The organism is Streptomyces globisporus C-1027, assembly GCF_000261345.2.
In the GTDB taxonomy this organism is placed as follows: Bacteria; Actinomycetota; Actinomycetes; order Streptomycetales; family Streptomycetaceae; genus Streptomyces; species Streptomyces pakalii.
In genome coordinates this window covers 5571531-5584954 of sequence record NZ_CP013738.1, presented here as the reverse complement: position 1 = coordinate 5584954, position 13424 = coordinate 5571531, and the positions used below count along the sequence as shown (strand labels likewise).

General features: G+C 71.6%; 13 protein-coding genes. 6 read left to right on the top strand and 7 right to left on the bottom strand.

Annotated elements, in window-relative coordinates; all coding sequences use genetic code 11:
- The first annotated feature begins 11 nt into the window (after window positions 1–11).
- Entirely contained in the window at window positions 12–1052 is a 1041-nt protein-coding gene (locus WQO_RS24765; protein ID WP_010060155.1) for an LLM class flavin-dependent oxidoreductase, read from the top strand.
- A gap of 132 nt (window positions 1053–1184) precedes the next feature.
- Here the strand turns inward: WQO_RS24765 and WQO_RS24760 are convergent, their stop codons facing one another.
- On the bottom strand, window positions 1185–1577 hold the full coding sequence (locus WQO_RS24760) for an SCO5389 family protein (protein WP_006127608.1): 393 nt from the start codon (window positions 1575–1577) through the stop codon (window positions 1185–1187).
- Between the two features lie 271 nt (window positions 1578–1848).
- Here WQO_RS24760 and nucS point away from each other — a divergent pair, with 271 nt between their 5' ends.
- Window positions 1849–2520, top strand: coding sequence for an endonuclease NucS (nucS, locus tag WQO_RS24755; RefSeq protein ID WP_006127607.1), 672 nt, complete (start codon window positions 1849–1851; stop codon window positions 2518–2520).
- Between the two features lie 88 nt (window positions 2521–2608).
- Here nucS and WQO_RS24750 read toward each other — a convergent pair whose 3' ends face one another.
- From WQO_RS24750 to WQO_RS24740, 3 genes are all read right to left on the bottom strand, one after another.
- Window positions 2609–5110 carry an ATP-binding protein gene (locus WQO_RS24750; RefSeq protein WP_010060156.1) on the bottom strand — a complete coding sequence of 834 codons (2502 nt, stop codon included), beginning with the start codon at window positions 5108–5110 and terminating at the stop codon, window positions 2609–2611.
- 238 nt (window positions 5111–5348) lie between these two features.
- The gene (locus WQO_RS24745; protein ID WP_003966237.1) at window positions 5349–5672 is read right to left on the bottom strand and encodes an STAS domain-containing protein; all 324 of its coding nucleotides are present in this window, start codon (window positions 5670–5672) and stop codon (window positions 5349–5351) included.
- A gap of 277 nt (window positions 5673–5949) precedes the next feature.
- Window positions 5950–6798 (bottom strand): 3-hydroxyacyl-CoA dehydrogenase family protein, encoded by an 849-nt coding sequence (locus tag WQO_RS24740; protein WP_010060157.1) that lies wholly within the window; start codon window positions 6796–6798, stop codon window positions 5950–5952.
- 205 nt (window positions 6799–7003) lie between these two features.
- On the opposite strand from WQO_RS24740, the gene WQO_RS24735 reads away from it, so the two are divergent.
- Window positions 7004–7576, top strand: a complete 573-nt coding sequence (locus WQO_RS24735) for a cob(I)yrinic acid a,c-diamide adenosyltransferase (protein ID WP_010060158.1) — start codon at window positions 7004–7006, stop codon at window positions 7574–7576.
- A gap of 10 nt (window positions 7577–7586) precedes the next feature.
- Here WQO_RS24735 and WQO_RS24730 read toward each other — a convergent pair whose 3' ends face one another.
- Window positions 7587–8162 carry a hypothetical protein gene (locus WQO_RS24730; protein ID WP_029182240.1) on the bottom strand — a complete coding sequence of 192 codons (576 nt, stop codon included), beginning with the start codon at window positions 8160–8162 and terminating at the stop codon, window positions 7587–7589.
- Between the two features lie 150 nt (window positions 8163–8312).
- Here WQO_RS24730 and WQO_RS24725 point away from each other — a divergent pair, with 150 nt between their 5' ends.
- The 3 genes from WQO_RS24725 to WQO_RS24715 all read left to right on the top strand — a co-directional run bounded on the left by WQO_RS24725 (window position 8313) and on the right by WQO_RS24715 (window position 12218).
- Entirely contained in the window at window positions 8313–9512 is a 1200-nt protein-coding gene (locus WQO_RS24725) for a sensor histidine kinase (protein ID WP_010060160.1), read from the top strand.
- Complete coding sequence (locus WQO_RS24720; protein WP_010060161.1) at window positions 9509–10180, top strand: response regulator; 672 nt, start codon at window positions 9509–9511, stop codon at window positions 10178–10180. The genes WQO_RS24725 and WQO_RS24720 overlap by 4 nt, the downstream gene beginning before the upstream one ends.
- A gap of 166 nt (window positions 10181–10346) precedes the next feature.
- On the top strand, window positions 10347–12218 hold the full coding sequence (locus WQO_RS24715; protein WP_029182241.1) for a glycoside hydrolase family 18 chitinase: 1872 nt from the start codon (window positions 10347–10349) through the stop codon (window positions 12216–12218).
- A gap of 177 nt (window positions 12219–12395) precedes the next feature.
- Here WQO_RS24715 and WQO_RS24710 read toward each other — a convergent pair whose 3' ends face one another.
- Window positions 12396–12842, bottom strand: coding sequence for a DUF2550 domain-containing protein (locus tag WQO_RS24710; protein WP_006127595.1), 447 nt, complete (start codon window positions 12840–12842; stop codon window positions 12396–12398).
- A gap of 132 nt (window positions 12843–12974) precedes the next feature.
- Window positions 12975–13349 (bottom strand): F0F1 ATP synthase subunit epsilon, encoded by a 375-nt coding sequence (locus WQO_RS24705; protein ID WP_010060164.1) that lies wholly within the window; start codon window positions 13347–13349, stop codon window positions 12975–12977.
- Window positions 13350–13424: the final 75 nt, after the last annotated feature.

The following is a 13424-nucleotide window of genomic DNA, read 5'->3' as shown; positions in this document are numbered from 1 at the left end:
GGCAAGTGACGATGCGCATCGGAACGTTCGTTCTGGCAGCCCAGTTCCCGGGACAGGGGCCGGGCGAGGCCCTGCACCGGGCCGTCCGGTCCACCGAGGCCGCGGAGGAGAGCGGGCTCGACTCGGTCTGGCTGGCCGAGCACCACTTCGTGCCGTACGGGGTCTGCCCGTCGGCGACGACGCTGGCCGCGCTGCTGCTGGGCCGCACCCGCAGAATCCGGGTCGGCACGGCGGTCAGCGTGCTGCCCAACCACCACCCGGTGGCGCTCGCCGAGCAGGCCGCGCTGCTGCATCTGACCAGCGGCGGGCGCTTCTCGCTCGGCGTGGGCCGGGGCGGTCCGTGGGTGGACCTGGAGGTGTTCGGCGGCGGTCTCGACGCGTACGAGAACGGCTTCCCCGAGGCGCTGGACCTGGTGCTCGACTGGCTGCGGGAGCCGCGCGTCTCGGGGCGCGGCGAGCGGTTCGGCTTCCGCGAGGTGGCAGTGGTGCCGCGCGTGGACGAGCTGCTGGAGGGACCGGGACCGGACGTCTCGGGGCCCGAGACGATCGTTGCGTGCACCTCCCCCAGGACCGTGCGGCTCGCGGCGGCGCGGGCGCTGCCGATGCTGCTGGGCATGCACTGCGGGGACGAGGAGAAGGCGGAGATGGTCGCCCTGTGGCGTACGGCCGCGCGGGAGGCCGGGCATCCGCCCGAGGTGGTGGAGGGGGCCGCACATGTGTCCGCCGGGGTGGCCCAGATCGCGGACGGCGCCGGGGACGCCACCGAGCTGCTGGTGAAGACGATGCCGGGCTGGCTGCGCCAGGGGCTCGACGCCCATGTCACGGTCGACGGCAGGCACCGCGTGATGCGGGACCCGGTCGCGTACACGGAACTGCTGTGCGGGCTGCACCCGGTGGGGACGCCGCGGCTGGCCGCGGACCGGCTCGCGGCCACCGCCGAGCGGACCGGGATCACGCGGTTCGCCCTGCTGGTGGAGGGGTCGGGCGATCTCGCGGCGACCGAGGAGACCGTGCGGCGGCTGGGCGCCGACGTGCTGCCGCTGCTCACCTGACCTGTGCCTGTGCCTGTGCCTGTGCCTGTGCATGGACAAGGACCTCGCGTGGGACATGTGGTGCGGTGGTACGGGAGCTGCCGCCCCGGAGCCAGTTGCACCTCCCGCGGCCCGGAACGGCAGCAGAAGCGTTCAGCAGTCCCGTAGTTCGGGCGACTGGTTGAGCAACTGGCCCCTCACCGAGGTGAACTTGGCCAGTCGGTCGTCGACCGAGGCGTCCAGCGGGAACACCGCGACGCGGTGGCAGTTCTGGAATGCGAGACGCACTCCGAAGTGCCGCTGCAGCGCGCCGCGTATCGCATCACTCGCGAGCGCGCGCAGCAGCTGACCACGAGCCTGCTCGTCCGGCGGCGGCGTCTGGTTGTCGGCGAACTCTCCGCCGTCGACCTTCAGCTGAGCCACCAACGAGCTGATCATCTCCCATGCGAAGGGCAGGGAGGTCCGGACGCAGTCGACGAAGTCGGCTTCGTCGACCTCGCCTCGCTCGGCCTGTTCCAACAGCGCCGGTGAGACGTCGAGCGACATGGGTTCTCCTCTCGCGACCCCGGAGAGTGGCCGGGGCCTTACGGGCAGGGAAGGGGGGCGACGACGCAGCGTGCACGGGCGGCGACCTCCTGCTTCCACGGTAAGCGCGCAGTCGGGGCCGCACCAGGAGATTGGGAACACAACCGGCCAATAACGAAGGGGCGCAAAGAGGGGCAAGCCCGCGCTGCCCGGTGCGGCGTGCACCGAGTGACGGGAGGCGACGGATGGGGAAATCGCGTCGGGCCCCTGTCGTCGAGTAGCGTTGCCCACCATGCGTCTCGTCATCGCCCGTTGCTCCGTGGACTACGCGGGCCGGCTCACAGCCCACCTGCCCTCCGCCCCCCGACTGATCCTGGTGAAGGCGGACGGAAGCGTCTCCATCCACGCCGACGACCGGGCGTACAAACCGCTCAACTGGATGTCCCCGCCGTGCACCCTGAAGGAGGGCGTCGACGGTGAGGAAGGCGTCTGGACCGTGGTGAACAAGGCGGGCGAAAAACTGATCATCACGATGGAGGAAGTCCTCCACGACTCGTCGTACGAGCTGGGCGTCGACCCGGGGCTCATCAAGGACGGCGTGGAAGCACACCTCCAGGAGCTGCTCGCGGACCGGATCGAGATCCTGGGCGAGGGACACACCCTGATCCGCCGTGAGTACCCCACCGCGATCGGTCCGGTGGACATCCTGTGCCGGGACGCGAACGGGCAGACGGTGGCCGTGGAGCTGAAGCGGCGCGGTGACATCGACGGCGTGGAGCAGCTGACGCGCTATCTGGAGCTGCTGAACCGCGACCCGCATCTGGCGCCGGTGCGGGGCGTCTTCGCCGCGCAGGAGATCAAGCCTCAGGCCCGGGTGCTGGCGACGGACCGGGGCATCGGCTGTCTGGTCCTGGACTACGACGCGATGCGCGGCATCGAGGACGACAAGCTGCGGCTGTTCTGACCGTCCGGCACCCCCGACGTCGTACGCACGAGAGCCGGGTGGTTCACGCTTCTGCGTGAACCACCCGGCTCTCCGCTGTCCGGCCCGCTCAGGCCGCCGGGTCGGACTCCGACGCGCTCGCGGACTCGACGGGGGCGGAGGCGGATTCCACCGGGCCGCTCGCCGAGGAGGAGTTTTCCGCCGGGGGCGGCTCCGGCCCGTCGGTGGGCGGCTCGGTCGGCGGGGTCGTCGGCGTCTCGGTGGGCGGAGTCGTCGGCGGCGTGGTGGGCGGGGTCGTCGGCGGCTTGGTGGGCTTGGTCGGCTTCCCGGTCGGCGTCGGCTCACCCGGCGTGCTGCTCTCCCCGTCCGTCGGCTCGCCCGTCGGTGACGTACCGCTCGACGAGGAGGCGCTCGGAGAGGGCGACCCGGAGGTACTGGGGCTCGCCGGGTCCGAGGCGCTCGGGGCGGCGGACGTCTCGTCGGTGGCCGCCCCGGTCGGGGACGAACCGTCGTCCGTCTCGTCGGCGGGCAGGCCGTCGTCGGTCGGGTCCTCGGTGGCGGTCTGCTCCGTGGTGACGTTGCGGCTGTCCGGTTCGTCGCCGTCCGAGGTGACGCCGAGGGTGACGACGGTGCCGAGCACCGCGATCAGCAGGGCGCCCGCGCCCGCGGCGGCCAGGTTGCGCCGGGCGCCGCCCAGGACGGCGCGGCCGGAGACCTTGCGGGCTGCGGGGCCGGGCGGCAGCGAGGAGATGACCGTGGGCTCCTCCTCGGCGGTGTTGCGGAGGAACAGCGGCGCCCCGGGTATCCCGCCCTGCGGTGTACCGGGAAGGTCCTGGCGTACGGCGGTCGCCTCGTCGCCCGAGGCAGCCCCGACGAGGGGGGCGAAGTCGCCGGAGCGGTCCGCGACCAGGGCGAGGGCGCGGCGTCCGGCCACGGCCCCGGACTTGTCGGCGAGCACGCCGCGCATCCCGATCGAGGTCTCCAGCTCGGTCCGGGCCCGGTCCGGGTTGCCGGTGCAGAGCGCGAGGACACCCAACTCGTGGTGGAAGTAAGCCTCTTCGGCGACCTCACCGGCGATCCTGGCGGCCTCCTGGCCGATCCTGAGCGCCCGCTCCCAGGCTCCCCAGCCCAGACCCGCGGCGAAGGCCGGGGAGGCGCTGCGGGCCAGCAGGACGGCCGCGCTGGCCGCTCCCGCCTCGTCGCCCGGGACCAGCCGGGCCAGGGCGGCGACGATCGCGTCGGCCTCGGCGACGGCCCGCTGGGGGGTGACCGAGGGGTGCGAGGTCCACCAGGCGTAGTGCTGGGCGGCGGTACGGGCGTGGGTGGCGGCTTCGTCCTCGTAACCGGCGGCCACGAGCTGGGCGAGGACTCCGGCGGCGAGGCGGTAGCGCGGGCCGGCCGGGGAGAGCAGATGGCAGCCCGCGAGTTCGCCGAGCGCGGCGTCCGCGTGGGTGTCGCCCACGAGGGCCGGCAGATGGGCCTGGTGGGGCACCTCGCCGCCCAGGGCGACGGCGAAGCGCAGGGTGGCGCGGGCCGGCTCGCTGAGCCGGGAGGCGAGCAGCTCGGCGGGCGCGGCGCCCTCGCCGAGACTCGGCAGGGGGACGTCGAGGCCGTCGGCGGGGGGTACGGCGGGGGGCGGGGGCGCGTCGTCCGCGCGTGGCTCGAAGTAGTCGTACTCGTCGAAGGCTTCCTCAGGAGCGGCGCTCAGCCGGTCGCGCTGGACGAGGAGGGATCCGGCCTGGACGAAGCGGAGCGGCAGTCCCTCGGACTCGAACCAGAGGTCGCCCGCCCAGTTCCGCTCCTCCTCGGTGAGGGGGCGCTCGACGACCTTCTCCAGCAGGGCCAGCGAGGCGCCGCGGCCGAGGCCGGCGAGGAGCACCTCTTCCAGGTGGCCGTCGACGCCGGGGGTGGTGTCGGTGGTGGCGGCGAGCAGGAAGGCGCACTCGGGGGTGGCGGCGAGCAGTTCGTCGAGGGCCGCTCCGCCGATCTCCAGGTCGTCGACGGTGACGACGGCGCCGATACCGCGGACGAGGGCGAGCAGTTCGTCGCGGTCGGGCCGGTGGCCCGGGGCCTTGTAGACGGCGTCGAACAGGGCGTGCAGCAGGTCGGCGCCGGTGCGGCCGCGGCCGTTGAGGCGGACGACCCCGTCGGGGGCCAGGTCGGCGCAGTCGGAGGCGACGGCGTCGAGCAGGGCCGTACGGCCGGAGCCGGGCTGGCCGGTGAGCCGGACGCTGCGGCCGCGCGCCAGCAGCCGGACCAGGCGCTCGCGCTCCTCCTGGCGCTCCAGGAGCGGCAGCTGCGGGGCGGGCGGACCGGCGGGCACGGGGGGTGCGCCGGCGCGTTCGTGGTCGGCGCGTTCGGCGGCGGTGCGGCGGACCGGGGCGTCGGGTCCCGAGCCGGGCGGAATCGCCTCGACCTCGCTGCCGTCGACGGGGTTGACCGTGAGCAGCAGGTCGCCCGCGGTCAGCTGGACGACGCGGACCTGCTGCGGTGTCTGCGGGCCGAAGCCGGCGCCGCCGGAGTCGCGGGACGGCCGACGGTGGCCGGGCTCGCCGCCGGAGCGGTCGTGGCCCTGCCCGTACTCATCGGGTGCCCGGTGTGTCGGGTCCATCGCAAAGTCCCCCAGACGCGTCGTGCGCGGTTGCCCCTCCCGGCCTCACACGCGCCCCGCTGTCGCTTCCGGTCCGGTGTCCGCCATGGGTTCGTTGTCATTCGGCGGACGGCCGAACCCTAGACCTTGGCACAGTATTCATGAAGCGCCGGGGTGCCACGCCGTCCAGGACGTCACGTTCCGGTGAGGATTGCGTGACTTCCGCTCCTGATGCCCGTGACCGTCCGCCGGGCACTCCTCAGACGCGCGGCAGCGACTCCGCGGCGATACCGCCCTCGATCGCGAGGATGCGGTGCAGCCGGGTGGCCACCAGGAGGCGCTGCATCTGCGGTGGCACGCCGCGCAGCACGAGGCGGCGGCCGGCCCGTCCGGCCCGGCGGTGGGCCCCCATGATGACGCCGAGCCCGGTGGCGTCCCAGGAGTCCAGCTCGGTCAGGTCCAGCACGAGGTCGCCGACTCCGTCGTCCACGGCGGAGTGCAGGACCGTACGGGCGTCCGCCGCGCTTCGGACGTCGAGGCGGCCCCCGACGACCAGCTCGGCGTGGTCGCCCCTGATGTGCATATGCGCTCCCCGGTCATGCTCCGTTGTAGGTCCGTCGGTCTGTCTGTCCGTCTGATCCGCCGTCACGCCGGCCGTGCCTCTGCCACCACTGACTGCCGCAGCGACGGGGAAGTTGCCGTCTGTGAGCGAACCGATACCGAATTCACTCGGTGGAGTGACTCCGGTTCGTCGGCGTCCGGCCTCCTCCGGGTAAGATCCCCGGCTCCCCCGGCCCGGACGGCGGTGGGCCGGCCGGGCCGAGAGGGCGGATCCGATCAGGTTCCGCCTTCGGATCCGATCAGTACGTGTAGAAGCCCTGCCCGCTCTTGCGCCCGATGTCACCCGCGTCGACCATCCGGCGCATCAGCTCGGGGGCGGCGAACTTCTCGTCCTGCGACTCGGTGTAGATGTTGCTCGTGGCGTGCAGCAGGATGTCGACGCCGGTCAGGTCCGCGGTGGCGAGCGGGCCCATGGCGTGGCCGAAGCCCAGCTTGCAGGCGATGTCGATGTCCTCGGCGGTCGCGACGCCCGACTCGTACAGCTTGGCGGCCTCGACGACGAGCGCCGAGATCAGCCGGGTGGTGACGAAGCCCGCCACGTCGCGGTTGACGACGATGCAGGTCTTGCCGACCGACTCGGCGAACTCCCGTGCGGTGGCGAGGGTTTCGTCGCTGGTCTTGTAGCCGCGCACCAGCTCGCAGAGCTGCATCATCGGGACCGGCGAGAAGAAGTGCACGCCGACGACGCGCTCCGGGCGCTCGGTCACGGCCGCGATCTTGGTGATCGGGATGGCGGAGGTGTTGGAGGCGAGGACGGTGTGCTCGCCGACGACCTTGTCGAGGGCGCGGAAGATCTCGTGCTTGACCTCGAGCTTCTCGAAGACGGCCTCCACGACGATGTCCGCGTCGGCCACGGCGTCGAGGTCGGTGGTCGTGGTGATGCGGGCGAGCGCGGCCTCGGCGTCGGCCGCCTCCAGCTTGCCCTTGGCGACGAACTTGTCGTACGAGGCCTTGATCCCGTCACGGCCCCGGGTCAGCGCGGCATCGGTGACGTCCCGCAGCACGACGTCCCAGCCCGCCTGGGCGGAGACCTGCGCGATCCCGGATCCCATGAGTCCGGCACCGATGACGGCGAGCTTCCTGGCCACGTTCGCACCCCTTGGTTTCTGTTCGCCCGTGCGCTTGAGTTCACGGGGGTTCACATACTCTCCGGCGGAGGTTAGTACCCGTCGGGCGTGCTGGGGCGGTGAAGAGATGCGCGTCACGTCTCAGATGACGGACATCACACCGGGACGCGTCATTCGGCTCCGCGCCGCGTGTAGTTGAGGGTTCCCGCCTCACTACGCTGACCCCATGGTCAATCTGACGCGCATCTACACCCGGACCGGCGACCAGGGCACGACGGCCCTCGGCGACATGAGCCGCACCGCCAAGACCGATCTGCGGATCTCGGCGTACGCGGACGCCAACGAGGCCAACGCGGTGATCGGGACCGCCATCGCGCTCGGGCAGCTGTCCGAGGACGTGGTCAAGGTCCTCGTACGGGTCCAGAACGACCTGTTCGACGTGGGCGCCGACCTCTCCACCCCGGTGGTCGAGGACCCGAAGTACCCGCCGCTGCGGGTCGAGCAGTCCTACATCGACAAGCTGGAGGCGGACTGCGACCGCTTCCTGGAGGAGCTGGAGAAGCTCCGCAGCTTCATCCTGCCGGGCGGTACGCCGGGGGCGGCGCTGCTGCACCAGGCGTGCACGGTGGTCCGGCGGGCCGAGCGGTCCACCTGGGCGGCCCTGGAGGTGCACGGCGAGTCGATGAACACCCTGACCGCCACCTACCTCAACCGCCTCTCCGACCTCCTGTTCATCCTGGCGCGGAGCGCGAACAAGGAGGTCGGGGACGTGCTGTGGGTGCCGGGCGGCGAGCGGTAGGCCCTGGAGTCTAGAACCGGTCGGCCGGCTCGCGGTCAACCGCGTCGGCGTCCTTCGGGGCCTGCTTCGGGAAGAGCGTGTAGCCGCCGGCGATGATCACGTTGATCCCGATCACCAGGAGCATCTTCTGCTGCCAGCTCTGGAGCGAGCTGACGGCGCCGTCCGGGCCGACGTACCAGACCGCCGCCTGGAGCAGGGCCAGGGCGACCACCGCGGCGAGGATCCAGCGGGCGGCCGTGCGCCACTCGTGGACGGCGCGGGCCGTTCCGTACTTCGGCGGCTTGACCGGCGGCGGGCCGCCGAACCAGCGGTGGGCGACCCAGGCGTCCACCTTCTTGATGGTGTGGTGGCCGAGGCCGACCGTGAAGCCGATGTAGACGGCGGCCAGGCCGTGCTTCCAGTCCGGCTCGGCCCCGCTCTTCAGATCGATGGCCGTCACCACCAGCAGCACGACCTCCAGCAGCGGCTCGCACAGCAGCACGGCCGCGCCGAGCTTCGGCTTCCTCGCGACGTACCGCAGGGCCAGTCCGGCGGCCAGCAGAACCCAGAATGCGACCTCGCAGGCCACGACCAGTAGGGCGATCACGACTCTCTCCTCCCGTTCCCCTCCAGCCTCCCGGCCGCCGGGCGCGGTGACGTCGTCGGCGGTGACGAAACCGGACTGCATCCTTCGATGTAGTCGCGGATCGGCCCGCGAAGGGAGGTCCGGGGGCGGCGGTGCGTGTTGGATGGAGGGGTGCTCACCTCGATCCGCCCCGACCGCGACGCGGTGGCCCTCGCCGTCTCCGGGCTGCTCGGGGGGCTGCTGCTGTGGCTGCTGGGCCTCCACACCCAGGGCGGCCACCCCTTCTCCGCGTCCTGGGTCACCCTCGTACCGCTGACCGCCATGGCCGCGGCCGAACTGCTGCGCCGCAACGCCCCGCGCACGGCGCTGGCCGTCGGCACGCTCGCGCTGGTGGCGGACCAGTTCACCCGGGGCAGCCTCGCCACCATCCTGATGTTCACGGACGTCATGTACGCGGCCGTGCTCTACGGGACCCCGGCCGCCGCCCGCCGCCTCCCGGTGGCCACACTGCTGGTCACCGTGGCGTCGACGATCGGCTTCCTGGCCTGGTTCCGCAAGCCCGAGGCGCTGCTGATCGGCCTGGTCATCGGGCTCGTCTCCTTCATTCCCGCCCTCACCGGGGTCAGTGTGCGCAGCCATCGCACCGCCGCCGACGCGGCCCGGCTGGCGGCCGCACAGACCGCGCGGCTCGCCGAGATGGACCGGACGCAGGCGGTGATCGCCGAGCGGGCCCGGATGGCCCGGGAGCTGCACGACATGGTGGCCAACCATCTCTCCGCGGTGGCGATCCACTCCACGGCGGCCCTGTCCATCGACGAACCGGAGACCTCGCGGAACGCGCTGAAGGTGATCCGGGAGAACAGCGTCGAGGGGCTCGCGGAGATGCGCCGGCTGATCGGGCTGCTGCGCGAGGGCGGCCAGGACGACACCCCGGCCGCGGCCCCGACGCTGGCGGCCCTGGACACCCTGATCGAGCAGACGAACGCCAACGGGGCGTCCAGCGGACTCGTCTGCACCCTGGAGGACACCCGGTACCCGGGGGCCGATGCGCTGCCGACGCCGGTCGAGCTGGCCGCGTACCGGATCGTGCAGGAGTCCCTGACCAACGCCCTCAAGCACGCGGCGCCGGGCCCGGTCGTGGTGCGGCTCGGCCGGGCCGGGGAGCTGCTGACGGTCGAGGTGACCAGTGCGTTCGGCAGCCGGACCGGGCCCACGGCGCCCGGCTCGGGGGCGGGTCTCGTGGGCATGCGGGAGCGGGTGGCGCTGCTCGGCGGGACATTCGGGGCGGGGCCCGAACCGGACGGCGACGGCGTGAAGATCTGGCGGGTGCGGGCCGAACTGCCCGTACGGGAAAGGGAGATGCGGGAATGACGATCCGGGTACTGGTGGCCGAGGACCAGGCGGCGGTGCGCGCGGGGCTCGTACTGATCCTCTCCAGCGCGCCGGACATCGAGGTCGTCGGGGAGGCGGGGGACGGCGAGGCGGCGGTACGCCTGGCCCGTGAACTCCGGCCGGATCTCGTCCTGATGGATGTGCAGATGCCCCGGCTGGACGGGGTGTCGGCGACCCGGCAGGTGGTGGCGGAGGAGCTGGCGGACGTCCTCGTGCTGACCACGTTCGATCTGGACGAGTACGTCTTCGGGGCGCTGCGCGCGGGCGCCTCCGGGTTTCTGCTGAAGAACACCGACGCCCGCGAACTGCTGGAGGCGGTACGGACGGTGGCGCGCGGCGAGGGACTGATCGCCCCCGCGGTGACCCGTCGGCTGATCGCCGAGTTCGCGGGAGGGGGAGCGGGAGGCGGAGCCGTACGCGAGCGGAGCACGGTTGATCCGGCGGTGCTGGCAGCGCTGGAGGCGCTCACCCGGCGTGAGCGCGAGGTGCTGGGGTGCCTGGGCGAAGGGCTGTCCAACGCGGACATCGCGCTGCGCCTGTCGATGGCCGAGGCCACGGTGAAGACCCATGTCAGCAGGTTGCTGGGCAAACTGAAGCTACGCAGCAGGGTTCAGGCGGCGGTGCTGGCACAGGAGTTGGGGATCTGAACCGGGGGCCGGTCTTTGGTCCAGACCTCTTGACGGTTGGTCCAGACCTTTCTACTGTCACCGAACACACACTGCGGTGAGTACGAGAGCACCCGTACTCAGGGCGGCGCAGGGTTTGCAGTCCACGAATCACCCCCGTTTGTTGGACCTCACCCGAGGAGCACCGTTGAGCACTGAAACCCCCCAACGCCGTTCCAGATTCAGATGGATGCCCGCCGTCAGCGGCAGATCCAAGGTCGTCGCGGGCCTGACCGCGCTGGTCGTGCCGCTGGCCGCGATGGTGGGCCTCGCGACCCCCGCCTCGGCGGCCGCGTCGGCCACCGCCACGTACACCAAGAAGTCGGACTGGGGCAGCGGCTTCGAGGGCCAGTGGACGGTGAAGAACACCGGCACCACCGCGCTCTCCTCCTGGACCATCGAGTGGGACTTCCCCTCGGGCACCGCGGCGGGCTCCGCCTGGGACGCGAGCCTCACCAAGAGCGGCAACCACTACACCGCCAAGAACCTCTCCTGGAACGGGACCGTCGCGCCCGGTGCCAGCGTCAGCTTCGGCTTCAACGGCACCGGCTCCGGCTCCCCCACGGGCTGCAAGCTCAACGGCGCCTCCTGTGACGGCGGCAGCGTCCCCGGCGACAACGCGCCCTCCGCCCCCGGCAAGCCCACCGCGAGCGACATCACCGACACCTCGGTGAAGCTCAGCTGGACCGCGGCCACCGACGACAAGGGCATCAAGAACTACGACGTCCTGCGCGACGGCGCGAAGGTCGCCACGGTCACCGGCACCACGTACACCAACACCGGCCTGACCGCGGGCACCGACTACTCCTACGCCGTGCAGGCCCGGGACACCGCCGACCAGACCGGTCCGGCGTCCGCCTCCACGGCCGTACGCACCACCGGTGGCGGCGGCGAGCAGCCCGGCGGCGACAAGATCAACCTGGGTTACTTCACCAACTGGGGCGTCTACGGGCGCAACTACCACGTCAAGAACCTGGTGACGTCCGGCACCGCCGCGAAGATCACGCACATCAACTACGCCTTCGGCAACGTGCAGAACGGCAAGTGCACCATCGGCGACTCCTACGCCGACTACGACAAGGCGTACACCGCCGACCAGTCCGTCGACGGCGTCGCCGACACCTGGGACCAGCCGCTGCGCGGCAACTTCAACCAGCTGCGCAAGCTGAAGGCCAAGTACCCGCACATCAAGGTCCTCTGGTCGTTCGGCGGCTGGACCTGGTCCGGCGGCTTCGGCCAGGCCGTCCAGAACCCCGCCGCCTTCGCCCAGTCCTGCTACGACCTGGTCGAGGACCCCCGCTGGGCCGATGTCTTCGACGGCATCGACCTGGACTGGGAGTACCCCAACGCCTGTGGTCTGACCTGTGACACCAGCGGCCCGGCCGCGATCAAGACCATGGCCGACTCGATGCGCGCCAAGTTCGGTGCGAACAACCTGGTCACCGCCGCCATCACCGCGGACGGCTCCAGCGGTGGCAAGATCGACGCCGCCGACTACGGGGGCGCGGCCCAGTCCTTCGACTGGTACAACGTGATGACGTACGACTTCTTCGGCGCCTGGGCGGCCAAGGGCCCGACGGCCCCGCACTCCCCGCTGACCTCGTACACCGGCATCCCCCAGCAGGGCTTCACCTCCGCCGACGCCATCGCCAAGCTGAAGGCGAAGGGCGTCCCGGCCAAGAAGCTGCTCCTCGGCATCGGCTTCTACGGCCGCGGCTGGACCGGCGTCACCCAGGCCGCCCCCGGCGGCACGGCGACCGGCGCCGCCCCGGGCACGTACGAGGCGGGCATCGAGGACTACAAGGTCCTCAAGAGCTCCTGCCCGGCGAACGGCACCATCGCCGGCACCGCGTACGCCCACTGCGGCACCAACTGGTGGAGCTACGACACCCCGGCCACCATCGGCTCGAAGATGACCTGGGCGAAGAACCAGGGCCTGGGAGGCGCGTTCTCCTGGGAGTTCTCCGGTGACACCACCAACGGCGAACTCGTGACCGCGATCGCCAACGGTCTCAAGTGATCCCCACGCCGTAGCCCGAAGCAGCACGAAAAGCACGACCCCGGAAAAGCGCCGGGGAGACGGGTCCGCCCCCCGTCTCCCCGGTTTTCGCTGTGTACGGCGGTGTGTGCGGCCCGCTACGCCACGTTCACCCTCCCCCAGACTTCGTCCGGGGCCCCCTACCAGCGGGACTGCATATCAGGCAACATTGACCCGCTGGCCGGGCGGTGCCGCCTCCAGCCAGGCCAGGAAGCCGGTGAGGGCGTCCTCGCTCATCGCCAGCTCCAGGCGCGTCCCCCGGTGAAGACAGCCGAGCACGACGGAGTCGGACAGCAGCGCGAGCTCCTCCTCGCCCTCCGGCATCCGGCGGGCGATCACCTCGATCGCAGAACGCTCCAGGCCCCGGCGGGGGCGAGGAGCGTAGGAGAAGACCCGGAACCAATCGACGCGGTCACCGCTGTAGCGGGCGACCCCGTACACCCAGCCTTTGCCGAGGGAGTCCGGTTCCTCGGACACATCCCAGCGCAGACTGCAGTCGAAGGTCCCTCCGGAGCGCTGGATCAGCCGCCGGCGCAGGCCGAAGACGAACAGTCCGAGCAGGACCATGACGACGACGGACAAGCCCACCCACAATGCGAGGACCATCTCCACCGACCTCCTCGCATCGTCGAGTAACGAACACCGCAACCGTATTGCACCTGCATCGCCTCAGCCGCGACACGGCTGGATCGCTCCAGCTCGGGCCGCGGCTGAGTAAAAACATCTGTCCGTGGGGTGCTAGAGCACCGCCACCGCACGCAGACGGATCTCGGCGCGCCGCTCAGCGGCAGCGTCGGCATCCGACTTCGCGAGCTCCAGCGCCCGCTCGGCGCGCTGGACATCGATCTCGTCGGCCAGCTCGGCGATCTCCGCCAGCAGCGACAGCTTGTCGTCCGCGAACGAGATGAATCCACCGTGCACGGCGGCGATCACGGTACCGCCCTCGCTCGTGCGGATCGTCACCGGGCCCGATTCCAGCACACCGAGAAGCGGCTGGTGACCGGGCATGACGCCGATGTCGCCGGACGTGGTACGCGCGACGACCAGGGTGGCCTCGCCGGACCAGACACTTCGGTCCGCGGCGACCAGCTCGACATGCAGCTCAGCAGCCAAGGGTGGCTCCTCGGGTCACCACCCGGCCGCCCGGCCGGGTGTTGGGTCAATTCTACGGGGCGTGGTGAGGGGGGC

What these genes read in the sequence shown, in the direction of transcription:
- WQO_RS24750 (WP_010060156.1), bottom strand. Translation starts at nt 5,110, where the DNA reads ATGGACCCGACACACCGGGCACCCGATGAGTACGGGCAGGGCCACGAC.
- nucS (WP_006127607.1), top strand. Translation starts at nt 1,849, where the DNA reads ATGCGTCTCGTCATCGCCCGTTGCTCCGTGGACTACGCGGGCCGGCTC.
- WQO_RS24745 (WP_003966237.1), bottom strand. Translation starts at nt 5,672, where the DNA reads ATGCACATCAGGGGCGACCACGCCGAGCTGGTCGTCGGGGGCCGCCTC.
- WQO_RS24710 (WP_006127595.1), bottom strand. Translation starts at nt 12,842, where the DNA reads ATGGTCCTCGCATTGTGGGTGGGCTTGTCCGTCGTCGTCATGGTCCTG.
- WQO_RS24735 (WP_010060158.1), top strand. Translation starts at nt 7,004, where the DNA reads ATGGTCAATCTGACGCGCATCTACACCCGGACCGGCGACCAGGGCACG.
- WQO_RS24765 (WP_010060155.1), top strand. Translation starts at nt 12, where the DNA reads ATGCGCATCGGAACGTTCGTTCTGGCAGCCCAGTTCCCGGGACAGGGG.
- WQO_RS24720 (WP_010060161.1), top strand. Translation starts at nt 9,509, where the DNA reads ATGACGATCCGGGTACTGGTGGCCGAGGACCAGGCGGCGGTGCGCGCG.
- WQO_RS24760 (WP_006127608.1), bottom strand. Translation starts at nt 1,577, where the DNA reads ATGTCGCTCGACGTCTCACCGGCGCTGTTGGAACAGGCCGAGCGAGGC.